The organism is Achromobacter colocynthidis, assembly GCF_057334535.1.
In genome coordinates, this window is the sequence record NZ_JBHFIZ010000013.1 from 85,967 (window position 1) to 107,067 (window position 21,101).

At 65.5% G+C, this 21,101-nt stretch carries 22 protein-coding genes and 1 pseudogene; 17 read left to right on the forward strand and 6 right to left on the reverse strand.

Annotated elements, in window-relative coordinates; all coding sequences use genetic code 11:
- Positions 1-10 precede the first annotated feature (10 nt).
- The 4 genes from purF to folC are packed head-to-tail and all read right to left on the reverse strand — an operon-like array spanning position 11 to position 4,257.
- The gene (gene purF / locus ACE04A_RS05415; RefSeq protein ID WP_100855469.1) at positions 11-1,531 is read right to left on the reverse strand and encodes an amidophosphoribosyltransferase; all 1,521 of its coding nucleotides are present in this window, start codon (positions 1,529-1,531) and stop codon (positions 11-13) included.
- 30 nt (positions 1,532-1,561) lie between these two features.
- Positions 1,562-2,050: a CvpA family protein gene (locus ACE04A_RS05420; RefSeq protein WP_088588337.1), complete on the reverse strand. Its 489-nt coding sequence runs from the start codon at positions 2,048-2,050 to the stop codon at positions 1,562-1,564.
- A complete protein-coding gene (locus ACE04A_RS05425; protein WP_448715790.1) occupies positions 2,050-2,892 on the reverse strand; it encodes an SPOR domain-containing protein in 843 nt (280 codons plus the stop codon). The genes ACE04A_RS05420 and ACE04A_RS05425 overlap by 1 nt, the downstream gene beginning before the upstream one ends.
- Before the next feature lie 54 nt (positions 2,893-2,946).
- The gene (folC, locus tag ACE04A_RS05430) at positions 2,947-4,257 is read right to left on the reverse strand and encodes a bifunctional tetrahydrofolate synthase/dihydrofolate synthase (RefSeq protein ID WP_448715789.1); all 1,311 of its coding nucleotides are present in this window, start codon (positions 4,255-4,257) and stop codon (positions 2,947-2,949) included.
- A 163-nt stretch (positions 4,258-4,420) separates the two neighbouring features.
- Between folC and ACE04A_RS05435 the strand changes: the two genes are divergently transcribed.
- The 4 genes from ACE04A_RS05435 (at position 4,421) to ACE04A_RS05450 (ending at position 8,275) form a co-directional block, all read left to right on the forward strand.
- A complete protein-coding gene (locus ACE04A_RS05435) occupies positions 4,421-4,837 on the forward strand; it encodes a cupin domain-containing protein (RefSeq protein ID WP_259248437.1) in 417 nt (138 codons plus the stop codon).
- 68 nt (positions 4,838-4,905) lie between these two features.
- The gene (locus ACE04A_RS05440; RefSeq protein WP_485819917.1) at positions 4,906-5,880 is read left to right on the forward strand and encodes a Bug family tripartite tricarboxylate transporter substrate binding protein; all 975 of its coding nucleotides are present in this window, start codon (positions 4,906-4,908) and stop codon (positions 5,878-5,880) included.
- Positions 5,877-7,109: a CaiB/BaiF CoA transferase family protein gene (locus ACE04A_RS05445; RefSeq protein ID WP_259248439.1), complete on the forward strand. Its 1,233-nt coding sequence runs from the start codon at positions 5,877-5,879 to the stop codon at positions 7,107-7,109. Before ACE04A_RS05440 ends, ACE04A_RS05445 begins: the two co-directional genes overlap by 4 nt.
- A complete protein-coding gene (locus tag ACE04A_RS05450; protein ID WP_259248441.1) occupies positions 7,109-8,275 on the forward strand; it encodes an acyl-CoA dehydrogenase family protein in 1,167 nt (388 codons plus the stop codon). Before ACE04A_RS05445 ends, ACE04A_RS05450 begins: the two co-directional genes overlap by 1 nt.
- Before the next feature lie 89 nt (positions 8,276-8,364).
- Here ACE04A_RS05450 and ACE04A_RS05455 read toward each other — a convergent pair whose 3' ends face one another.
- Positions 8,365-9,102 (reverse strand): IclR family transcriptional regulator, encoded by a 738-nt coding sequence (locus ACE04A_RS05455; RefSeq protein WP_447988659.1) that lies wholly within the window; start codon positions 9,100-9,102, stop codon positions 8,365-8,367.
- Positions 9,103-9,245: 143 nt separating this feature from the next.
- Between ACE04A_RS05455 and ACE04A_RS05460 the strand changes: the two genes are divergently transcribed.
- The 7 genes from ACE04A_RS05460 to ACE04A_RS05490 all read left to right on the forward strand — a co-directional run bounded on the left by ACE04A_RS05460 (position 9,246) and on the right by ACE04A_RS05490 (position 14,506).
- Complete coding sequence (locus tag ACE04A_RS05460; protein WP_279996890.1) at positions 9,246-9,623, forward strand: flagellar protein FlaG; 378 nt, start codon at positions 9,246-9,248, stop codon at positions 9,621-9,623.
- Positions 9,624-9,766: 143 nt separating this feature from the next.
- Positions 9,767-11,152, forward strand: a complete 1,386-nt coding sequence (gene fliD, locus ACE04A_RS05465; RefSeq protein WP_448715786.1) for a flagellar filament capping protein FliD — start codon at positions 9,767-9,769, stop codon at positions 11,150-11,152.
- A gap of 24 nt (positions 11,153-11,176) precedes the next feature.
- Entirely contained in the window at positions 11,177-11,605 is a 429-nt protein-coding gene (gene fliS, locus ACE04A_RS05470; protein WP_050446577.1) for a flagellar export chaperone FliS, read from the forward strand.
- Positions 11,606-11,652: 47 nt separating this feature from the next.
- Positions 11,653-12,006, forward strand: coding sequence for a flagellar protein FliT (locus tag ACE04A_RS05475; protein WP_259248450.1), 354 nt, complete (start codon positions 11,653-11,655; stop codon positions 12,004-12,006).
- Complete coding sequence (gene fliK, locus ACE04A_RS05480; protein ID WP_485819918.1) at positions 12,003-13,349, forward strand: flagellar hook-length control protein FliK; 1,347 nt, start codon at positions 12,003-12,005, stop codon at positions 13,347-13,349. The genes ACE04A_RS05475 and fliK overlap by 4 nt, the downstream gene beginning before the upstream one ends.
- A complete protein-coding gene (locus ACE04A_RS05485) occupies positions 13,349-13,678 on the forward strand; it encodes an EscU/YscU/HrcU family type III secretion system export apparatus switch protein (protein WP_448717969.1) in 330 nt (109 codons plus the stop codon). The genes fliK and ACE04A_RS05485 overlap by 1 nt, the downstream gene beginning before the upstream one ends.
- A gap of 24 nt (positions 13,679-13,702) precedes the next feature.
- Positions 13,703-14,506, forward strand: coding sequence for a flagellar brake protein (locus ACE04A_RS05490; protein ID WP_448717968.1), 804 nt, complete (start codon positions 13,703-13,705; stop codon positions 14,504-14,506).
- Positions 14,507-14,589: 83 nt separating this feature from the next.
- Here the strand turns inward: ACE04A_RS05490 and fliE are convergent, their stop codons facing one another.
- On the reverse strand, positions 14,590-14,922 hold the full coding sequence (gene fliE, locus ACE04A_RS05495; protein WP_100855459.1) for a flagellar hook-basal body complex protein FliE: 333 nt from the start codon (positions 14,920-14,922) through the stop codon (positions 14,590-14,592).
- Between the two features lie 320 nt (positions 14,923-15,242).
- Between fliE and fliF the strand changes: the two genes are divergently transcribed.
- The 6 genes and pseudogenes from fliF to ACE04A_RS05525 all read left to right on the forward strand — a co-directional run.
- Positions 15,243-16,919 (forward strand): flagellar basal-body MS-ring/collar protein FliF, encoded by a 1,677-nt coding sequence (gene fliF, locus ACE04A_RS05500; protein ID WP_448717967.1) that lies wholly within the window; start codon positions 15,243-15,245, stop codon positions 16,917-16,919.
- Positions 16,909-17,919, forward strand: coding sequence for a flagellar motor switch protein FliG (gene fliG, locus ACE04A_RS05505; protein WP_259248459.1), 1,011 nt, complete (start codon positions 16,909-16,911; stop codon positions 17,917-17,919). The genes fliF and fliG overlap by 11 nt, the downstream gene beginning before the upstream one ends.
- A complete protein-coding gene (fliH, locus tag ACE04A_RS05510; protein ID WP_485819919.1) occupies positions 17,912-18,655 on the forward strand; it encodes a flagellar assembly protein FliH in 744 nt (247 codons plus the stop codon). Before fliG ends, fliH begins: the two co-directional genes overlap by 8 nt.
- Positions 18,652-20,151, forward strand: a complete 1,500-nt coding sequence (gene fliI / locus ACE04A_RS05515; RefSeq protein ID WP_485819920.1) for a flagellar protein export ATPase FliI — start codon at positions 18,652-18,654, stop codon at positions 20,149-20,151. Before fliH ends, fliI begins: the two co-directional genes overlap by 4 nt.
- Complete coding sequence (gene fliJ / locus ACE04A_RS05520) at positions 20,144-20,593, forward strand: flagellar export protein FliJ (protein WP_100855455.1); 450 nt, start codon at positions 20,144-20,146, stop codon at positions 20,591-20,593. Before fliI ends, fliJ begins: the two co-directional genes overlap by 8 nt.
- Before the next feature lie 38 nt (positions 20,594-20,631).
- A pseudogene (locus ACE04A_RS05525) lies at positions 20,632-21,101 on the forward strand (flagellar hook-length control protein FliK); the annotation flags it as partial.

The window sequence follows — 21,101 nt, forward strand, 5'->3', positions numbered from 1 at the left end:
CCCGACTGGATCAGGCGTCGTTGGCGGCGTAGCCCATGTTGAATTGCAGGCCGCTTGCGCCTTCGTCCTGACCGGGCTCGGCGCGCGACTGGCCCAGGCGCGCCAGGTATTCGGCGGTGATGTCGCCCGTGATGTATTCGCCATCAAAGCACGAGGCTTCGAAGCGCGACATCTTGGGGTTCAGGTCACGCACCGATTGCTGCATGTCGGACAGATCTTGATAGATCAGCGAGTCAGCGCCGATCGCGCGGGCGATTTCCTCGTCGCTACGGCCGGTGGCGATCAGTTCCGATTGCGTGGGCATGTCGATGCCGTACACGTTCGGGAAGCGGACCGGAGGCGCGGCGGACGCGAAGTACACCTTGTTGGCGCCGGCGGCGCGCGCCATGTCGACGATTTCGCGGCTGGTGGTGCCGCGCACGATGGAGTCATCGACCAGCAGCACGTTCTTGCCCTTGAACTCCATGCCGATGGCATTGAGCTTCTGGCGCACGGACTTACGGCGCACGGCTTGGCCCGGCATGATGAAGGTGCGGCCCACGTAGCGGTTCTTGATGAGCCCTTCGCGGTAATCCAGGTTCAGGCGGGCAGCCAACTGCATGGCGGCGGGACGCGAGGAATCCGGAATCGGCATGACGACGTCGATGTCGCCCAGGCGCATGTTGCGCGCAACCTTGTCGGCCAGGTATTCACCCATGCGCAGGCGGGCGTCGTAAACCGACACGCCGTCGATCAGCGAATCCGGACGCGCGAAGTACACGTATTCGAAAATGCAGGGCACCAGTTGCGGGTTGTCGGCGCACTGGCGGCTGACGAAGCGGCCGTCCAGGTCGACGAACACGGCTTCGCCGGGCTCGACGTCGCGCACGAAGACAAAGCCGCTGCCTTCCAGCGCCACGGATTCCGAGGCCACCATCCATTCCACGCCTTCGTCGGTTTCCATGCGGCCGATACACAACGGGCGAATGCCGTTGGGGTCGCGGAACGCCAGCAGGCCGTAACCGGAAATCTGCGCCACCACGGCATAGGCGCCACGCACGCGCTTATGCACGGCCGACACCGCGCGGAAGATGGCGTCGTCGTCTAGCGACACACCATTGGCCGACGATTGCAGTTCGTGCGCCAGCACGTTCAGCAGCACTTCGGAATCGGAATTCGTGTTGATGTGGCGGCGGTCGACGCGGTACAGCGATTCACGCAGTTCACGCCAGTTGGTCAGGTTGCCGTTGTGGGCGAACATGATGCCGAACGGGGCGTTGACGTAGAACGGCTGGGCCTCTTCCTCGCTGGCGCTGGAGCCCGCGGTGGGGTAGCGGACCTGGCCGACGCCGGACGTACCGGGCAACGAACGCATGTTGCGCGTACGGAAGACGTCGCGCACCAGGCCGTGAGCCTTGTACATATTGAATTGGTTGCCTTGCGACGTCGCGATGCCCGCGGCGTCCTGCCCGCGATGCTGCAACAGCAGCAAGCTGTCATAGAGCAGCTGGTTGACCGGCCCGCGCCCGATGACCCCTACGATTCCACACATGGTGAGATTTCCTGGTTGATTTGAAGCTAATCAATACGGCAGCCAAGTCGCCAAAGACGGCGGCAGCCACGTTTTGATATGTTTGATGGCCTCGATGGCCGAATGCGAAAACATGGCGTCCTTCCACCACGGCTCTTGGGGCAGCGGCGTGTAGCCGGCAGCAGCCACCAACGCCAGCACAATCACCAGACCACGGGCCAGCCCGAACATACCGCCCAGGCCGTGATCGGCGGGGCTGAGTCCGGTACTGCGGATCAAGGCGGCTAGCGTCATGTTGACCAAACCCACACCGAGCAGCACTAGGATGAACACCACGGCGTATGAGACTCCCATGCGCAGCAGCGTCGTTTCAATATAGGGCTCAAGCCACGTATACACCGTGGGGCCCCACCATATCGCGGCTACGAAAGCCAGCAGATAGGCGACCAGCGACAGCACCTCTTTGAGCAGGCCGCGCACCAGGCCCAGCACACCCGAGACCGCCAGGATGGCCAGCACGACGAAGTCGAAGCCGGTCACTATTGGGCGGCAATAAAACCATTGTCATAGCCCAAGGTGCGCAACCGCGCCTGGGCCGCCTGCGCCGCCTCGCGCGAGGGGAACGGCCCCACACGCAGACGGTACTGCTGTTTGCCTCCGATGGAGGCTTGTTCCACAAAGGCGTTGGTGACGCCGGCCTGATGCAGCTTGCCGCGACGCGATTGAGCGTCTTCCGACGTGGTGTAGGCCGCAATCTGCAATACGAAATTGCCCTTGGCGGCAGGCTTGGGTGCCGGCGCGGCGGCGGCCGGCGCGGCACGCCCTTCCAGCAGCGCCAAGGCGCGCGCGCCGTCGTCGGAGCGCGTGTCGGGCTTGGGGGCCGGCTTGGCTTCGGGCTTGGCTTCGGGCTTGGGCTTGGGTTCAGGCTTGGGCGCCACGAGCGGCGGCGTCACCTGCACGGTGGTTGTGTGCGGGGCTGCCGATTCGGGCGGCGCGGAAGCCGTGGGCGGGGTCGACGGCGTGGACGTCACGGGCGGCGGCGTGGGCACCGTGGAATCCGCCGGGGTGGTGCCGTTGCCCGCAACCGCCGGACCCGTCGCGGTGCCGCCCGCCTGGGGCGCGGCTTGCGGGTCGCTTACCTGGGGTTGGAACGGGGTGTTGCGTTCTGGCACGCGGATGGGAATGTTGTCGGCAACCGGTTCGGGCTGCGAATCAAGCACCATGGGCAGAATGATGACTGCCGCCAGCACCAAGGCGACGGCGCCTGCCAACCTGCGCCGCGCGCGGCCGCGCAGCTCCGCAGCCTGAACCTCGCTAGGCACTGCCGCCCGTTTAGAGGGCGGCGCCTGGTCGGCAGGATCCTTGCGATTGAAAAAACCCATGGAAGAGAATTCCTTGCGGCAATGTGGCGGCGGGCCGCCATGACCCGTTTTTGCCTATGCCTTGCGACCCAGTGCCTGCAAAACCGAGGCCACGGTGAGAAACGACCCAAACACGACGATTCTATCATTCTCGACCGCCCGTTCGCGCGCCTCGGCATAGGCCTGGGCGGGATTTTCGAAGGCGGTGATGCTAGGGCTTTCAGCCCCGGCGGGCGATGGCGGCAAGGCAGCGGCGACCTTGTCGGCCAGCGCCTGGCCCGACATGCCACGCGGCCCGGGCAGGCCCGCGCAATACCAGTGGTCGATGCGGGTGCCCAGCTTGGCCACGACACCAGCCAGATCCTTGTCGTTCAGCATGCCGAACACCGCGTGGGTGTACGGATGGAACCCCATGTTGTCCAGGTTCTGCGCCAGCACGGCCGCGGCATGCGGGTTGTGGGCCACGTCCAGGATCACCGTGGGCTGGCCCGGCAGGATCTGGAAGCGGCCCGGCAGCGAGGCTTGCAGCAGCCCCAGGCGCACGGCCTGTTGCTGCACCGGCAAACGATCGCGCACGGATTCCAGCGCGGCCAACGCGGCCGACGCATTCAACAACTGGTTGGCGCCGCGCAGGGCCGGATAGGCCAGCGCGCTGCGGCGCTGTTCGCGCCCGCCGTACGCCCACTGCTGGCGGTCGCCGGAATAGTTGTAGTCGCGGCTGAACAGCCAGAGATCCGCGCCGATTTTTTCCACGTGATCCAGCAGCGATTGCGGCGGAACCGGGTCGCTGCAGATGGCGGGGCGGCCGGCGCGGTAGATATGGGCTTTTTCGAAGCCGATTTTCTCGCGGGTATCGCCCAGCCAGTCGGTGTGGTCGAGGTCAACGCTGGTGACGATGGCGCAATCGGCGTCGACGATATTGACCGCGTCCAGGCGGCCGCCCAAACCGACTTCCAGCACGACCGCATCCAGGCGCGATTGCGAAAACAGGCGCAAGATGGCCAGCGTGGTGAATTCAAAGTACGTCAGCGAAACTTCGCCGCGCGCCGCTTCGACGGCCTGGAATTGGGCGATCAGGTCGGCGTCCGAGGCGATCTGGCCGTTGACGCGGGCACGTTCGTTGAAGTCAATCAGGTGCGGCGACGTATACAGCCCCACCTTGTATCCGGCCGCCAGCAAAATGGCTTCCAACATGGCACAGGTGGAGCCCTTGCCGTTGGTGCCGCCCACGACGAACTTCACGCCCGACAGTTCAAGCCCCATGCGCGCGGCCACTTCGCGCACGCGGTCCAGGCCCATGTCGATCGCCGTGGCGTGGATGGATTCCAGGTATTGCAACCAATCAGACAGGGTGGCGGAGGCGTCAGGAGGACAAACGGAAGACATGGCGGGCCGTGAAAGAAGATCAGCGCCGGATTTTAGCAGTCCGCGCACGGTGTTTTCCCTAATCCCCTAGAGCGCGACACGGTATCCCGCCCGAAAAAGCGCTTGCCGATGTTTTTCGCATACGTGAAAATGAATTTACGTATGAAAATTTAGATGGATGAACATGACGCAAGCAAATTCCCCCAGCTGGCTGGTCCGCGAAGCCGAGGTGCCCGGCTATCACCCCGCCAATCACACCGGCACCTTGAACCGCCGCCTGATCGGGCCCGATACCGTGGGCTCGCGCGGCGTGGAAGTGCTGCTGGGCGTCATCGAGAAAGGCCAAGGCGCGCTGCCGCATGCGCATCCGGGCATCGAGCAGGTCTGCTACCTGCTGTCGGGTACCGCCCGCGCCCAGGTGGCCGACGAGTCGGCCGACATGGTCGCAGGCGACTGCTGTTATTTCCCGCCCGACGTGCCCCACGTTTTTACCGTGACCAGCGACGAGCCGGCCAGGCTGCTGGTGATCTACACCCCTCCGTATGAAGAATCCCCCGATCGCGTGATCCGGGACTTTCCGGCGCCACCGCCTGCCGCCTGACACCAGGCGGCAACAGGCAGCGGACGCAGAGCCGCGCCTGAATTTCCTATAAAACTGGAGACAACCCCATGCACCCTTTCCGTTTGCTAAGCGCCGCCGTGGTCAGCGGCGCGGCCTTGATGGCCGCCCCCGTCGGGCACGCGGCGTCCGACTATCCCAACAAGCCCATCACCCTGATCGTGCCCTTCCCGGCCGGCTCGGGCACCGACGCGGTCGGCCGGATATTCGGGTCTGAACTGTCGGCCATCCTGGGCCAGCAGATCGTTGTTGAAAACAAGCCGGGCGCCAACGCCACCATCGCGGCCAGCTATGTGGCCCGTGCCAAGCCGGACGGCTACACGCTGTTTGTCACCACCAACACCTCGCACTCGGCCGCGCCCTGGCTGATGAAGAATGTGTCCTATGACCCGGTCAAGGATTTCACCCCGATCGCGCGCGGCGGCAACCTGCCCTTCATCCTGGTGGTGAACCCCAAGCGCCCTTGGAAGAACGTCAGCGAACTGGTGGCCGACGCCAAGAAAAACCCGGGCCGCATCACCTATGCCAGCGGCAACAGCACCGGCATCGTCGCCGGCGCCACGCTGGCCAACCGCGCCGGCATCGACATCCTGCACGTACCTTACAAAGGCACCCCGCAAGGCTTGACCGATGTGGTGGGCGGCCAGGTGGACTTCATGTTCACCGACCTGACTTCCGGCCTGCCCTTCGTGCAGTCGGGCCAATTGCGCGCCCTGGCCGTGTCCACCGCCGAACGCAGCGCCATCGTGCGCGACCTGCCCTCCATGGCCGAAGCCGGCGTGAAGGACTTTGACCTGAATTCCTGGAACGGCTATTTCGGCCCGGCCGGCCTGCCGCCGGAAGTGGTGGCGAAGCTGAACGCCGCCATCAACCAGGTCGTGGCCAAGCCCGAGGTCAAGAAGCGCCTGGCGGGCTTGGGTTTTGACGCCTTTTCCAGCACCCCCGAAGCGTTCGCGCAGTTCGTCAGCGACCAGCGCACGCTGTGGGGCAAGCTGATCAAAGATGCAGGAATCGAACAGCAATGACCACGCCCTCCACCCCTGAGGCCACGCCGGCCGGCCCGCTGACCGGCGTGCGCATCCTGGACCTGAGTTCGGTCGTGATGGGTCCCTACGCCACGCAGACCCTGGCGGATCTGGGCGCCGACGTGATCAAGGTGGAATCGCCCGCGGGCGACAACATGCGGGCCGTGGGGCCGATGCGCAATCCCGGCATGGGCCACCTGTATCTGCACCTGAACCGCAACAAGCGGTCCATCGTGCTGGACCTGAAGACGCCCGAGGGGCTGGAGGCTTGCCTGAAGCTGGCCGAAAGCTGCGACGCCCTGCTCTACAACATCCGGCCCCAGGCAATGGCCCGGCTGGGCCTGTCCTACGAAACCGTGGCGGCGCGCAACCCGCGCATCGTCTATTTGGGCGCCTACGGGTTTGGCGAGGCCGGGCCGTACGCCGGCCGGCCCGCCTATGACGACCTGATCCAGGGGCAGACCGGCATCGCCGCGCTGTCGGCCCAGCAAAGCGGCGACGTGCCCCGCTACGCGCCGCTGACGCTGGCCGACCGGGCGGTGGGCCTGCACGTGGCCATTGCCCTGGTGTCGGCGGTGCTGCACGCCAAGACGTCGGGGCGCGGCCAGCAGGTGGAAATCCCCATGTTTGAAGGCATGGCCCACCTGGTGCTGGGCGATCACCTGGGTGGCGCGACGTTCGAGCCGCCCATGGGCCCGACCGGCTATGCCCGCCTGCTGGCGCCGCATCGCCGACCGTACGCCACGGCTGATGGCTACCTTTGCCTGCTGATCTACAACGACAAGCACTGGCGCAACTTCTTTACCCTGATCGATAAGCCCGAATTGGCCGAAGATCCGCGCTTTTGCACGCACGGTGCGCGCGCCGCGCATATTGGTGAGGTCTACGCCTACGTGGCCGACGTGATCCGCACGCGCCCCACGCAGGAGTGGCTGGACGCCCTGGCCCGCGCGGACATCCCCGCGTCGCAGCTCTACACGGTGGACGACCTGCTGGTGGACGAGCACCTGACCGCCACCGACTTCATCCGCCACGTGGATCACCCCAGCGAAGGCCCCCTGCGCACCCCCGCGCCGCTGGGCCAGTACCAAGGCACGCCCACGTCCCTGCGACGGCCCGCCCCCAGGCTGGGCGAGCACAGCCGCGAGGTGCTGGCCCAAGCCGGCTACGACGACGCCCGGATCGACGCGCTGGTCGCCCGCGGCATTACCCAGGATGGAAACCACTGATGGACTTTGCCTTCACCCCTGAGCAGTTGGCGCTGCGCGACGCCGTTTCGCGCATCTGCGACCGCTACCCCGACGAATACTGGCTGGAACGCGACCGCGAAGGCGGCTTTCCCGAGCCGCTGCACGCCGATCTGGCGCGCGACGGCTGGTTGGGCATTGCGATGCCGCCGGAATACGGCGGCGCGGGCCTGGGCATGACCGAAGCCGCGCTGATGATGCAGACCATCGCCGCGTCCGGCGCGGGCTTTACCGGCGCGTCCGCCGTGCACATGAACATCTTCGGCCTGAACCCCGTGGTGGTGTTCGGCACCGACGAGCAGCGCGGCCGGTGGCTGGAACCGCTGATCGCCGGCCGCGAAAAGGCCTGCTTCGCCGTGACCGAGCCCGATGCCGGACTGGACACCACCAAGCTGTCGACGCGCGCGGTGCGCCAGGGTGACGAATACGTGGTGCACGGCCGCAAGATCTGGATATCGACGGCGCAGGTCGCCACCAAGATGCTGCTGCTGGCGCGCACCACCCCGCTGTCCGAGGTGGCCAAGCCTACCCAGGGCCTGTCCCTGTTCTATACCGATCTGGACCGCGAGAAGATCGAAGTGCGCGAAATCGAGAAAATGGGCCGCAAGGCCGTGGACTCGAACATGCTGTTCATTGATGGTTTGCGCATTCCGGCGGCCGACCGCATCGGCGAAGAAGGACGCGGGTTTGAATACATCCTGCACGGGCTGAACCCCGAACGCATCCTGATCGCGGCGGAAGCCGTGGGCATCGGCCGCGCCGCACTGGACCGGGCGGTGAAATATGCCGGGGAACGCACCGTGTTCGGCCGCCCCATCGGCCAGAATCAGGGCATCCAGCACCCGCTTGCGCAAGCCTGGATGCAGTTGGAAGCCGCCGACCTCATGGTGTTCAAGGCCGCCAGCCTGTACGACGCCGGCCTGCCCTGCGGCCCGTATGCCAATACGGCCAAGTACCTGGCGGCCGAAGCCGGCTACAACGCCTGCCAAACCGCCGTGATGACGCTGGGCGGGATGGGCTACGCCAAGGAATACCACGTTGAACGGTTGCTGCGCGAAAGCTTCATTCCGCGTATCGCGCCCGTCAGCCCGCAGCTGATCATGTGCTTCATCGCGGAAAAGGTGCTGGGCCTGCCGAAGTCGTACTGACGGGGCCTACTGACGGGGGCCCACTGCCGGGGCCTAATGACAGGCCCTGTTGACGGCGCGCCGGGCGCAACGCCCGGCCGGGGGCCCATTCAGGCTTGCTGTTCCAGGGCGGTGCACGCCGCCCGCAAGATGCGCGCATAGGCCTCTTGCTGCGGCTCGATCCGGTAGATCGGGCCGCCCACCGAAATCGCATAGTGCTCGCCCGACAGGGTGACGGGCCAGGCGATGGCGCCCACGTCGGCGATCGATTCCCCACTGTTCATGAACCAACCGCGCTGGCGCGACCGTTGCAGGTCATCTTCCAGCGCTTGCGGCGTGACCAGCGTGCGCTCGTTGTAGCGTGTCATCGGCATGTCGGACAGCAGGCTCTGGCGCGCAGGGGCATCCATCAGCGACACCAACGCCTTACCCAGCGAATTTGCGTGTACGTCCTTGAACTCGCCGGCAACGGGCGCGTATCGGATGGTATGTGGGGAATCCAGCACATCCAGATAGACCACGCGCCCGTCCTGGGTGAGCTTGGCGAACACGACCGTTTCGCGGGTAGCGTCACGCAATTCCGACAGGCTGGGGTAGACGCGATCCAAAACGGGGTCGGCGCGCGCAATGCGCTGCGCCATGGCAAGCAAGCGACCCGTGGGGTAATAGCCCTGGCGCCGGCCGGTTTCATACAGGTAGCCCAGGCCCGTCAGCGTGCGGATCAGCGCCAGGCAACTGGACACCGGCACATCCAGCAACCGCGCGAGCTCCGACAAGGGCAGCGCGCGCTTCTCGCGGGCAAAGGTTTCGATGATTTCGATAACTCGCAGCGCCGTCTTGACACTCATTGCCCGATCCAAACTGATTAGCACGTGAAATATCCGTCTATGCCGGGGGCTAAAGTTCCCTGCAAAGGTGCCGTAATCGTAGCTGAGAATTCCCTGAAAACAGCGCGTTCCTCCGAGACGCCCACATCGCCGCTGGAGTGATCATGGCCGTAACCCCCCTAGCCCCCGCTACGTTCGCACCCGCTGCGCCCGTGCAGGCGCCCATCGCAGCCGAGCCGGCTGTGAGCGTGACGCCCGCCGCCGCCGCCACGAACAGCGGCGCCTCCGACAGCGCCACGTCGGATCAATCAGATTCGCAGAAGCTGCCGCTGGACAAGGCGCTGGACGAAATCAACGACCAGATGAAGGCGTGGTCGACGCAATTGCAGTTCGAAATCGATCCGAATGTGCATCAGGTGGTCGTGTCGGTCGTGGATGCGGAGTCGGGCGATGTCATCCGCACGATCCCCAGCGAAACGGTACTCAAAATCGCCAAAATGATCGTGAACATGCAAGGCAACGGCATTAAAACCACTGCATGACCTGACCCTTAAAACAGTGTTCTTCAACTGTTTTGGCGCCTATGCGTGAGGGAAACCCCGAATTAGGCCCGCCTTATGCCCTTACCCGGCCAATCGCCGGCACCCTATTTTTGTCAGAATCGCTTCGCTAGGAAGGAAATCACATGGCTTCTATCACCAACCTTGGGTCCGTGTCCGGCTTGCCGCTGGAAAAGATCCTGTCGGACCTGCAAGACGCCGAGACGAAAAAGCTTTCGGTCTACACGACCCGTGCGGAAAGCTATCAAACCCGTATCGACGCCTACTCGCAGCTTCAAAGCGCGTTGGAAGCCCTGCAGTCTTCGGCCGCCGTGCTGGGCAAGACTGAAACGATGGCTGCCATCAAGGGCAGCGTCACCGGCGGTTCCGCCCTGACGGCCACGGTGGCCGCTGAAGGCGCGGTTGCCGGCCAGTACACCATCGAAGTGAAGAACCTGGCGCGGGCGCAAAGCCTGCAATCGTCGGCGGTGGCCGACCGTACCGCCAAGAACGGCGCCACGGGCACCTTCGAAATTGAATTGGCCGACGGCACCAAGCGCACGGTTGACCTGAAGGACGACACGTCCTTGAACGGCATCGTCAAGGCCATCAACGCCGACGACAAGACCGGCCTGCGCGCCACCGTCATCAACGATGGCAACGGCAACAACTACCTGATGCTGACCTCGCGCGAAACGGGCGAAAAAGCAGCGGTGAAGTCCATCACGGTCAACGGCGACCAAAAGTTGAAGGACATCCTGACGTTCAGCACGGACGCCAACGGCGCAACCTCCGGCATGAAAGACACCGCCGGGCAGGACGCCGAAGTCATCATCAACGGCATCCCGGTCAAGAGCGGTTCGAACAACATTTCGACCGCCATCGACGGCATTACGCTGAACCTGGCCGAAAAGACCGAAACCGACAAGCCCATCACCCTGAAACTGGAAGCCGATACCTCGGTGGCCAGCAAGGCGGTGCAGGACTTCGTCACCAAGTACAAGACGCTGCAAACCACGATCAAGAACCTGACCGCGTTCGACGCCTCGGCAGCCACCAACCAGCCGCTGACGGGCGACGGCACCACGCGCTCGATCCAGTCGGCCCTGTCCGGCGCCTTGCAAAGCGTGCTGGGTGGCGGCACGCTACGCTCGCTGGCCGACCTGGGCATCACCACCGATGCCACCGCCCGCGAACTGAAGCTGGACACGACCAAGCTCACCAAGGCCCTGACCGAGAACCCCGCCGACGTCACCAAGTTGTTGACGGGCGAAAACGGCCTGGCGAAGAACATCGACGCCGCGCTCAAGGATGTGCTGGGTTCGACCGGCTCCTTGAAGACGCGCCAAGACGGCTTGGCCAAGTCGATCACCGCGTTGACCGCGCAGCAGGCGCGCGCCAAGGCATCGAGCGATGCTGAAATTGAGCGGATGCGCACGCAGTTCGTTGCGCTGGACACCTTCTACATGCAGATGCAAAGTACGGGTAGCTATCTGACCCAGCAGTTTGAGGCCATGAACAAGTCGAAGTAACCAACTTAATAGAAGATGCATTAAATGACGTATGCCGCCCGACGGCCCTCAGGGTCTTATTCTGTTCGTTCCTACGCCGATATCGGCCTGGAAACGCAAGTCCTGGGCGCAAGCCCGGAGCGGCTGATCACTCTGCTTTATCTGGGAGCGCGGGCGGCCATCGGGCAGGCGCGCATCCATTTGAACGAAGGCCGCATCGCTGAACGCGGCGCGGCCATCTCGAAAGCGATCAAAATTGTCGATGAAGGCCTGAAAACGGGGCTGAACATGGAGGCCGGCGGCGACATCGCCGCCAACCTCGCCCTGCTTTACGACTACATCATCCGTACGCTGCTGACAGCGAACCTGAAGGCGGATGTCGAGCAGCTTGATATTGCCGACCGGCTGCTGGCCGATCTGGCCGAAGCTTGGCAGACTTCCATCGACCGGCCGGCTGGCGGCATGGAGCCGTAATGGCCCGAACCATGCCCTTAGCCAGCCTGAGAACGCCCGAGATTTCCATGACGTCCCTGACCCAGTCCCTTCCCGCCATCCTGGAGCACTACCAGGAGATCGCTCTCATCACGGGGGAAATGCTGACCGCCGCCAAGGCAGGCGACTGGGACTTGGCCATGGTCCATGGCCAGCAATACTGCGAGCGTGTCGAGCTCCTGCGCCAAACGGAACAAAAAGAGCCACTGGACGAAGCCGGCCGCGCCATGAAGTACGACCTGCTCGTGCGGATTCTGGAAAACGATGCGCTGACGCGCGACCTGGCTATCCCGCAACTGGCCCGCCTGGGTGAGCTGCTGGGACGCATGAAGCGCCAGCAGACGCTGCTGTCGGCCTACGGATATCAGGCGCCTGAAGAATGAGCGTCGGTCCCGCCGCACTCGGTAATGTCCTGGTGCAGCGGTTGGACGCCGTGCTTGGCACGACGATGTCCGCCGCGAACGCCAATCAGGTGTCGGGCGCACGGCCAGACGCCGTCAGCCAGCCCGGAGGCCCGGAAAAGCCCGGGTCGTCGGACGGCTCCACCCGCGATCCCCGGCAAGGCATACAAACTGGCGGCGCCCGAGGCGACCGCCAGAATGCCGTTGTTGACGCCACGACGGCCGCCGCGCTGGCGCTGGCCGCGCGCGGGCTGGTCACCAGCAGCGACACCACCGCCTCCGCCCCGACCACGCTGGGCACCACCGCCCGGACGATTCTTGCCTTGCTGGCCCAGTTCCCCGAAGCCGCGCCTGCCGTCCAGGGGCGCGCGCCGCTCTGGAACGCCAACGGCGGCGCGGCCGGACAAGCCCCCGCGCAAACCGCCCCGCAGCCCGCGCCCGGTGCTGGCCAACCCCCGCCGGCCGGCCAAGCCGCCGCCGCTGGACAGCCCCCGGCCCCCGCGCCCACGTTGCCTGCCGCACCGACCACCGCCGCTGCAACCGCAGCCGCCGCGACCAGCGCGGATGCCGCCGCTGGCGCCAAGCTGACGCGGCCCGCCGGCCAGGCGGATGCCCACGCGGCACGCGGCGCAGATGCCGCCGCGCATGCCTCGCTGGCGGCAGGCGGCCCGACCGCCCGCCTATTGGGCCAGGCGCTGCGCCAAGCCCTGCAAACCAGCGGCTTGTTCTATGAATCGCATTTGACCGACATGGTGTTTGGCCGCACCAACCCCGCCGCGCTCCAGGAAGAGCCGCAGGCCAGGATGAGCCGCGACACCGCCCAGCAAAACGCCACGGCGGCGCGCAGCCGTTCGGACGCATCAAGTACCGCGCGCACCGGTGGCGGCGCCGAGGCAACGTCGGGCAGCGGCTCGCCCGCGCCCGGCACGCCCGTGACCGGCATCCACCAGGACCTGACCGTGCTGGTGCGCCAGCAGTTGGACGTGCTGGCCAACCAATCCCTGGCCTGGCAAGGCGAAGCCTGGCCCGGCACGCCGATGGAATGGGAAGTGGAACGCGACCCCTACGGTGGCGACCCCGACTCGGCCACGCCCACCTGGGCCACCCGGCTCAAGCTCGACCTGCCCCGCCTGGGGCTGGTGGATGCGCGGCTGAACCTGGCGGGCGACCAGATCGTATTGCAATTGGTCGCGCCGCTGGCCGCCGCCGAAATCAATGATGCGTCCGACCAACTGCGCTCGCGCCTTCTGGCCGCGGGCTTGACCTTGAGCAATCTGGCGGTCAGCGTGACGGAGCCGCGCCCTGTCATGCCGACCGATTTCTGATGAGCAATACCCCCAATTCCCAGGGCATCGGCCCCGCCGATGGCCCCAACGCCAACCGCAACGCCGCCGTCGCCATTTCCTATGACGATAAGGACGGCGCACCGCGCGTGGTGGCCAAGGGCTACGGCCAACTGGCCGACACCATCGTGCGCGCCGCCGAAGAGAACGGCCTGTATGTGCACGAATCGCGTGAATTGGTCGGCCTGCTCATGCAGGTGGACCTGGATGCACATATTCCTCCCCAACTGTACGTAGCAGTGGCAGAATTGCTGGCCTGGCTGTATCGCCTGGAATCGCGCGAGCTTCCCCAAGCGGCGCCGCCCGCCTGACCTCACTCTCTAAGGACCACCATCGTGTTGGATGCCAGCGACCCGGAATTCCTGCTGACCCGGCCGGAAGACATGCGTTCCGCCCTGTTCGAGCTGACGCACCCCGACAGCCACATCCTGGTGCGCGACGCCGCCGACCGTGAAATGGCGGTGCTGGTGCTGGGCGCCGACAAGCAAACCCGCCAGTTCTTCTGGCGGCCGCGCGACTACGCCGGCGCCGACTTCGAGCAGTCCGACAACATGGGTCTTTTGAGCGGCACGACTTTCCATTTCCACGCCACCGCCTATGGCGGCGTGCAGATCCGCTTTCGCGTGCAGCGCCCCGAAGTCATTCACTTCGACGACGGCAGCGCAGCGCTGATGTCGCCCTTTCCGGATCGCCTGGCCCGCATCCAGCGGCGCAAGATGTTTCGCGCCTCGCTCATCACGGGTGCCGGCCAATGCCAGGCCAGTTGGCAGCCCGATGCCAAGACCAAGCCCTTTCAATTCACGGTGCGCGATATTTCGGTTGACGGCGTGGGGCTGCGGGCCGCGCTTGCCGTGCCCGCCTTGCCGGAACGCGGCACGGTGATGGAAGACGTGCAGTTGGATTTTGGTGAACTGGGCAAGCTCAGTGCCAACCTGGAAGTGCGCAACATCTACCCCATTTCCGGCCAACCGATGATTCAGCCCGACAGTCCGGACGACGCCGCGCCCCGGCACGTGTCGCTAACAGGCGAACCGCCGATGAGCCACGTGGGCGCCGTGTTCTTGAATCTGGATGCGCGCCAGGAAAACTGGTTGCAGAAAGTGGTGTGGCGCCTGGAGAAAGGCGCGCAGCGCAACTAAGGCAAAACTACCTGCAACGCAAAGCGAAGCCCCAATGCAAAAAGGCCTTTCCAATGGAAAGGCCTTTTTTCAGATCGACGCCCTTACACGGCCATCGACGATATTTCCTTGTAGGCGGCAACCAGCTTGTTGCGCACCTGCACCGCCGTCTGAAAGCCTAGGCTGGCCTTCTGCATGTCGATGATCACATCGTTCAGCGAAATATCGGGCGCGCCCATTTCAAAGGCCTTCGCCTGCGCCGACGACGCGTTCTGAGCCGCGGTCACGCGGCGGATCGAGCGCTGCAACTCGGCGGCGAAGCCGTCGGGCTGGCCCACCGATTCCCCCGCGGCGAGATTGCCGGTTTCCGCCTTGCTCACGACGGTGCGCATCTGCTGGAGCATGCCTTCGATGCCGTTCAAGCCTGATACAGCCATTACCTGATTCCTTGCTGGTTGGGCATATCGCCAATGTTGCCGCAGAGCGTAACGCTGATCGCGCGCGCCCATAGCCGTTAAAAACCGCCAAAAAACCCGACATTTCCTCGAATGCCGTCAACCGGGGCCACATCGGCTGTCCTTCCATCGACATAGAGGATAAGTAACGCCAAAAACCTGCTGTTTTCATCGATTGGGATTGTCGACCCAAGGGCAATAATCCAGGCTCTCCCCAGACCAGAAGCACGTTGCATGTGTAATCTGCCCTACCAAGACATGAAGACTTTTTCCTTGCGCCGCGTAGCCAGCGGGAGCCATCGATGAATCAGCAGGCCACTCTGAGCTCGTCGCTGCTGGCGAAGTTCCCTGTGCTGGAAAAGGTCCGCGCACTGCCCAAGCCTATCTTGCTTGGCGCGGCCGCCGCCGTCATCGCGCTGATCGTCGCCACGGTGATGTGGAGCAGCGAACCCCAGTACAAGGTGCTGTTCTCGAACCTGGATGACCGCGACGGCGGCGCCATCGTGACGGCGCTGGGTTCCATGAACGTGCCCCACCGCTACAACGAAAACGGCACCGCGCTGCTGGTGCCGGCCGACCGCGTCTACGACGCGCGCTTGCAGTTGGCCTCGCAAGGCCTGCCGCGTGGCGGCTCCGTCGGCTTCGAGCTGATGGACAACGCCCGTTTCGGCGCCAGCCAATTCTCTGAACAGATCAACTACCAGCGCGGCCTTGAAGGCGAACTGGCCCGTTCGATCGAAGCCATGAACACGGTGCAGCACGCCCGCGTTCACCTGGCCATGCCGCGCCAGTCGCTGTTCGTGCGCGAACGCCAGGCGCCCACGGCCTCGGTGCTGCTGAACGTGTACCCCGGCCGCAGCCTGAGCGACGCGCAAGTGTCGGCGATCTCCTGGCTGGTGGCTTCCAGCGTGCCCGAGCTGACCGCCGAAAGCGTGTCCATCGTTGACCAGAACGGCCGGCTGCTGTCGGCCCCGCTGGGCGAAGGCCGTGGCATGGACGCCGACCAGATGCGCTTTGTGCGCGAAGTGGAACAGCGCACCGTTGAACGCATCCTGACGATCTTGAATCCGCTGGTCGGCCCGGGCAACGTCCACGCCCAAGCCAGCGCCGATGTCGACTTCGCCCGCCGCGAAGAAACCTCCGAGGTCTACCGCCCAAACCAGGAACCTGGCCAGGCCGCCGTGCGCAGCCAGCAAACCAGCGATTCCACGCAGCGCGGCGTGAACCCCGCGCAAGGCGTGCCCGGCGCGCTGTCCAACCAGGCCCCGCCCAACGCACAGGCCCCGCTGACGAACCCGCCCGCGCAGCCGCCGCAACCGCCGGCCAATGCTCAGCAACAACAGCAACAGCAGCAACAACAGCAACAGCAGCAGACCGGCACCCAGGCGGCCACCGCCAACCTGAACGAACGCCGCGACGCCACCACCAACTATGAAGTGGACCGCACCATCAGCCACATCAAGCAACCGGTGGGCAACGTCAAGCGCCTGTCGGTCGCCGTGGTGGTGAATTACGTGCGCGACAAGGACGGCGAGCCGCAAGCCCTGCCGCCCGAAGAATTGAACAAGCTGACCAACCTGGTTCGCGAAGCCATGGGCTATTCCGAAACGCGGGGCGACTCGCTGAACCTGGTCAACAGCCAGTTCAATGATGGCCCGCCGCCGCTGCCGATGTGGCGCGACCCGGAAATGATCGCCCTGTTCAAGACCATTCTTGCGTGGCTGGTGGGTCTGGTGCTTGCCCTGTGGCTGTACCGCAAGGTGCGTCGCTCGGTCACCGAATACCTGTACCCGCCGGTGGATCCGGAAATGGCTGAAGCCGAGCGCCAGGAAGCGGCTCGCGAAGCCCAGGACGTGGCCCGCGCCAAGGAAGTCAACCGTTACGAAGACAACCTGGAACGCGCCCGCACAATGGCCAACAAGGATCCGCGCGCCGTCGCGATGGTTCTGCGCACCTGGATGAGCAAAGATGACAAATGATTCCACTCCGATGGACGGCATGACGCGCAGCGCCGTCCTGATGATGTCGCTGGGCGAAGACGCCGCGGCTGAAGTCTTCAAGTACCTGAGCGCCCGTGAAGTGCAGCAGGTGGGCGGCGCGATGGCCAGCCTGAAGCAGGTCACGCGCAACGACGTGGCCGTGGTGCTGGAAGAATTCCGCCAGGAAGCCGACCAGTTCATGGCCGTCACGCTGGGTTCGGACGACTACATCCGCAGCGTGCTGACCAAGGCGCTGGGCAGCGACCGCGCGGCCGGCCTGATCGAAGACATCCTGGAAGCCGGCGACGGCGGCAGCGGCATCGACGCGCTGAACTGGCTGGACCCCAACACCGTGGCCGAGCTGATCGGCGACGAACACCCCCAGATCATCGCGACGATCCTGGTGCACCTGGAGCGCGACCGCGCCGCCGGTGTGCTGGCGCTGTTGACCGACCGCCTGCGCAACGACGTCATGCTGCGCATCGCCACGTTTGGCGGCGTGCAGCCGGCTGCCCTTTCCGAACTGACCGAAGTGCTGAACTCCGTGCTGGCCGGCCAAGGCGCCAAGCGCAGCAAGATGGGCGGCGTGCGCACCGCGGCCGAGATCCTGAACATGATGAATTCCTCGGACGAGGAAACCGTTGTGGCCAGCCTGCGCGAGCGCGACAACGACCTGGCGCAGAAGATCATCGACGAGATGTTCGTGTTCGACAACCTGCTCGACGTCGAAGACCGCGCCATCCAGCTCATCCTCAAGGAAATCGACAACGACACGCTCATGGTCGCGCTCAAGGGCGCCCAGGAAGAGCTGCGCGCCAAGTTCCTGCGCAACATGTCCAGCCGCGCCGCCGAAATGCTGCGCGAGGACCTGGAAGCTCAAGGGCCGATCCGCATGTCGAAGGTCGAAGCCGAACAGAAGAAGATTCTGCAGATCGCCCGCCGCCTGGCCGAAAGTGGTCAGATCGTGCTGGGCAATTCCGGGGACGACGCGTATGTCTGAAGCGGACAACGGCGCGACGACGCTCATCTCGCGCAGTGCCGCCTGGCGGCGCTGGCAGATGCTGTCGTTCAACGAGCCGGAGACCGTCGATGTGGAGCCCGAACCGGAACCCGATCCGGGCCCCGACCCCGCCGTGGTGATGGCGCAGTTGCGCGCCCAGGCCATGGCCGAAGGACGCGAGGAAGGTTACGCGCAAGGCCATGCGGCCGGCGTGGAAGCCGGCCAGCAGGCAGGCCACGAAGCGGGCTACGCCGCGGGCCGTGAAGCCGGCTATGCCGAAGGCCTGGCCCAGGCGCGCGAGCAAGGCGCCGAAGAGGCGCAGCGCCTGCACGCACTGGTGCAGGCTTGCGCCGCGTCGGTGGGTGCGCTGGAAGAAAAAATGGGCCAGAGCCTGCTGACGCTGGCCTTGGACATTGCGCAGCAGGTCGTGCGCACTACCCTGTCCGAACAACCCGAGGCCGTGGCCGCCGCCGTGCGCGACGTGTTGCACATCAACCCGTCGACCAATGGTCAGATGCGCTTGTGGGCCAACCCCGAAGACATCGAACTGATCCGCCTGCACCTGGCCGACGAGCTGAAGGAAGGCCATTGGCGCGTGCTGGCCGATGAATCCATCGCGCGTGGCGGTTGCCGCGCGGAAACGCCCTTTGGCGATATCGACGCCACGCTGCAAACGCGCTGGCGTCGTGTCGCGGCCTCGCTGGGTCGCAACGTGTCCTGGGAGGATCCGGCGTGAGCGGCAATCCGGCTCCGGCGCAACCCGGCCTGACGGCCGCGCCCGCCTCCTCCCCGGCCACCGTGCCGGTGCTGGACCGTTGGAAGACGCAGCTCGAAATCGGTTCGATCCGCGCCGCCTCCACCGACCCCTGGCTGGTCAGCGGCAAGATCACGCGCGCCACCGGCCTGGTGCTGCACGCCACCGGCCTGCGCCTGCCCGGGGGCGCCGCCGCCCGCATCGAAATCGCGCGCGGACACGACCACTGGGCCGACGCCGAAGTGGTCGGCTTTGACGGCCACACGCTGTACCTGATGCCGCAGGCGGATATTTCCGGCCTGCCGCCCGGCGCGCGCGTCGTGCCCGGCGAACCGCCCGTGCAACGCGCGATCCCGCTGCCGCGCAAGGCCGAATTGAATGGCAACGCCAAGCCGCAACTGGGCCGTCACCTGCCCGTGGGCAACGCGCTGCTGGGCCGGGTGCTGGACGGCGCCGGCCGCCCGCTGGATGGCCTGGGCCCGCTGACGGGCGCCGAACTGGCGCCCTTATCCGCTCAGCCCATCAACCCCTTGTCGCGCGCCCCGATCGACACCGTGCTGGACACGGGCGTGCGCGCCATCAACGGCCTCTTGACCGTGGGCCGAGGCCAGCGCATGGGCCTGTTCGCGGGCTCCGGCGTGGGTAAATCCGTGCTGCTGGGCATGATGGCCCGCTACACCAAGGCCGATGTGATTGTCGTGGGCCTGATCGGTGAACGCGGCCGCGAAGTCAAGGAATTCATCGAACACAACCTGGGCCCCGAAGGCCTGGCCCGCTCGGTTGTCGTGGCGGCGCCCGCCGACGTGTCCGCGTTGCTGCGCCTGCAGGGCGCGGCCTACGCCACCCGCTTGGCCGAGCATTTCCGCGATCAGGGCCAAGACGTGCTGCTGATCATGGATTCGCTGACCCGCTACGCCATGGCGCAACGTGAAATCGCGCTGGCCATCGGCGAGCCGCCGGCCACCAAGGGCTACCCGCCCTCGGTGTTCGCCAAGCTGCCGATGCTGGTCGAACGCGCCGGCATGGGCGCGCCCGGCCCGTCCGGCAAGGCCGGTTCCATCACCGCGTTCTATACGGTGCTGGCCGAAGGCGACGATCAGCAAGACCCGATCGCCGACTCGGCGCGCGCCATCCTGGACGGCCACGTGGTGCTGTCGCGCCATCTGGCCGAAGCCGGGCACTACCCCGCCATTGATATCGAAGCGTCGATTTCGCGCGCAATGACCTCGCTGATCACGCCGCAGCAGTTCTCCATCGTGCGCCGCTTCAAGCAGAACCTGTCGCGCTACCAGCGCAACCGCGACCTGATCGCCGTGGGCGCCTATGCGGCCGGCAACGATCCGCAGTTGGACGAAGCCATCGCGCGCTATCCGCGCCTGGAAGCCTTCTTGCAGCAAGACGTCGGCGAAAACATCGGCTACGACGATGCCGTCAACCAGTTGCGCGCCAGTTTCGAGTTAAGGGACACCTATGCCTAGCCAATTGCCCTTGGACATGTTGATCAACCTGGCCAAGGAAAGCACGGATGAAGCCGCGCGCCTGCTGGGTCGGCTCAGCGCCGAACGCACCAACGCCGAGCGCCAGCTTGGCATGTTGAGCGATTACCGCCAGGACTACCTGGAGCGGTTGCAGCAAGCCATGACGACCGGCATGTCCGCCAGCGATTGCCACAACTACCAGCGCTTCATCGGCACCCTGGACGACGCCATCAGCCAGCAGCAGACCGTACTGCGCCAGGCGGATGACAACCTTGCCAAGGGCCGCCTGTACTGGCAGCAGGAAAAGCGCAAGCTCAGTTCCTACGACGCCCTGGCGCAGCGCGAAATGCGCGCGCAGGCCGTCGTGGAATCGCGCCGCGAACAACGCGCCAACGATGAATATTCCGCCCGCCTGGTCCAGCGCCAGGCCGGGATGCATTAAGCAGCACCCATAAAGCTGCACCTAACAGGAAGCCCAAGATGACCGCTCCCCTGCCCTTGCCGACTATCGCGCCCGTTGCGAAAACGTCCCTCGCCGACGCGCTGGGCGCCAACAAGCCCGCACCCGCGAACAAAAAAGGCCCGAGCTTCTCGGACGTGCTGGCTCAGCAACGTCCGAAGCCGTCCGCCGATTCGCGTCCGGCCAACGATGGCGCCAAGGCGCCCGGCAAGATGCCCGGCAAGACCGCCGACGCCGGCACCGACCCCAACGCCAAGGCGGAAGATGCCGCCGCCGGCGCCATCAATGACGCCGTCAATACCGCGACGTCCGCCGAAGCCGGCGCGCTGGCCGTGGCCGCCGCGCAGCCGCCCGTGCCCGCCCTGCCGCAGCAAACGCTTGAGCTCGCCGCGCAGGCCGCCGAACAAGTGCAGCTTGCGCGCGGCAGCGCCGAAGCCGCCGCTGCCGCACTCGGCAGCAGCGCGGCCGTGCTGACCGCCGCGCTGAACGC

What these genes read in the sequence shown, in the direction of transcription:
- ACE04A_RS05450 (WP_259248441.1), top strand. Translation starts at nt 7,109, where the DNA reads ATGGACTTTGCCTTCACCCCTGAGCAGTTGGCGCTGCGCGACGCCGTT.
- ACE04A_RS05440 (WP_485819917.1), top strand. Translation starts at nt 4,906, where the DNA reads ATGCACCCTTTCCGTTTGCTAAGCGCCGCCGTGGTCAGCGGCGCGGCC.
- ACE04A_RS05435 (WP_259248437.1), top strand. Translation starts at nt 4,421, where the DNA reads ATGACGCAAGCAAATTCCCCCAGCTGGCTGGTCCGCGAAGCCGAGGTG.
- fliS (WP_050446577.1), top strand. Translation starts at nt 11,177, where the DNA reads ATGACGTATGCCGCCCGACGGCCCTCAGGGTCTTATTCTGTTCGTTCC.
- fliG (WP_259248459.1), top strand. Translation starts at nt 16,909, where the DNA reads ATGACAAATGATTCCACTCCGATGGACGGCATGACGCGCAGCGCCGTC.
- fliH (WP_485819919.1), top strand. Translation starts at nt 17,912, where the DNA reads ATGTCTGAAGCGGACAACGGCGCGACGACGCTCATCTCGCGCAGTGCC.
- ACE04A_RS05485 (WP_448717969.1), top strand. Translation starts at nt 13,349, where the DNA reads ATGAGCAATACCCCCAATTCCCAGGGCATCGGCCCCGCCGATGGCCCC.
- ACE04A_RS05455 (WP_447988659.1), bottom strand. Translation starts at nt 9,102, where the DNA reads ATGAGTGTCAAGACGGCGCTGCGAGTTATCGAAATCATCGAAACCTTT.
- fliJ (WP_100855455.1), top strand. Translation starts at nt 20,144, where the DNA reads ATGCCTAGCCAATTGCCCTTGGACATGTTGATCAACCTGGCCAAGGAA.
- ACE04A_RS05475 (WP_259248450.1), top strand. Translation starts at nt 11,653, where the DNA reads ATGACGTCCCTGACCCAGTCCCTTCCCGCCATCCTGGAGCACTACCAG.
- folC (WP_448715789.1), bottom strand. Translation starts at nt 4,257, where the DNA reads ATGTCTTCCGTTTGTCCTCCTGACGCCTCCGCCACCCTGTCTGATTGG.
- fliE (WP_100855459.1), bottom strand. Translation starts at nt 14,922, where the DNA reads ATGGCTGTATCAGGCTTGAACGGCATCGAAGGCATGCTCCAGCAGATG.
- fliK (WP_485819918.1), top strand. Translation starts at nt 12,003, where the DNA reads ATGAGCGTCGGTCCCGCCGCACTCGGTAATGTCCTGGTGCAGCGGTTG.
- ACE04A_RS05445 (WP_259248439.1), top strand. Translation starts at nt 5,877, where the DNA reads ATGACCACGCCCTCCACCCCTGAGGCCACGCCGGCCGGCCCGCTGACC.
- fliD (WP_448715786.1), top strand. Translation starts at nt 9,767, where the DNA reads ATGGCTTCTATCACCAACCTTGGGTCCGTGTCCGGCTTGCCGCTGGAA.
- ACE04A_RS05425 (WP_448715790.1), bottom strand. Translation starts at nt 2,892, where the DNA reads ATGGGTTTTTTCAATCGCAAGGATCCTGCCGACCAGGCGCCGCCCTCT.
- purF (WP_100855469.1), bottom strand. Translation starts at nt 1,531, where the DNA reads ATGTGTGGAATCGTAGGGGTCATCGGGCGCGGGCCGGTCAACCAGCTG.
- ACE04A_RS05460 (WP_279996890.1), top strand. Translation starts at nt 9,246, where the DNA reads ATGGCCGTAACCCCCCTAGCCCCCGCTACGTTCGCACCCGCTGCGCCC.
- fliF (WP_448717967.1), top strand. Translation starts at nt 15,243, where the DNA reads ATGAATCAGCAGGCCACTCTGAGCTCGTCGCTGCTGGCGAAGTTCCCT.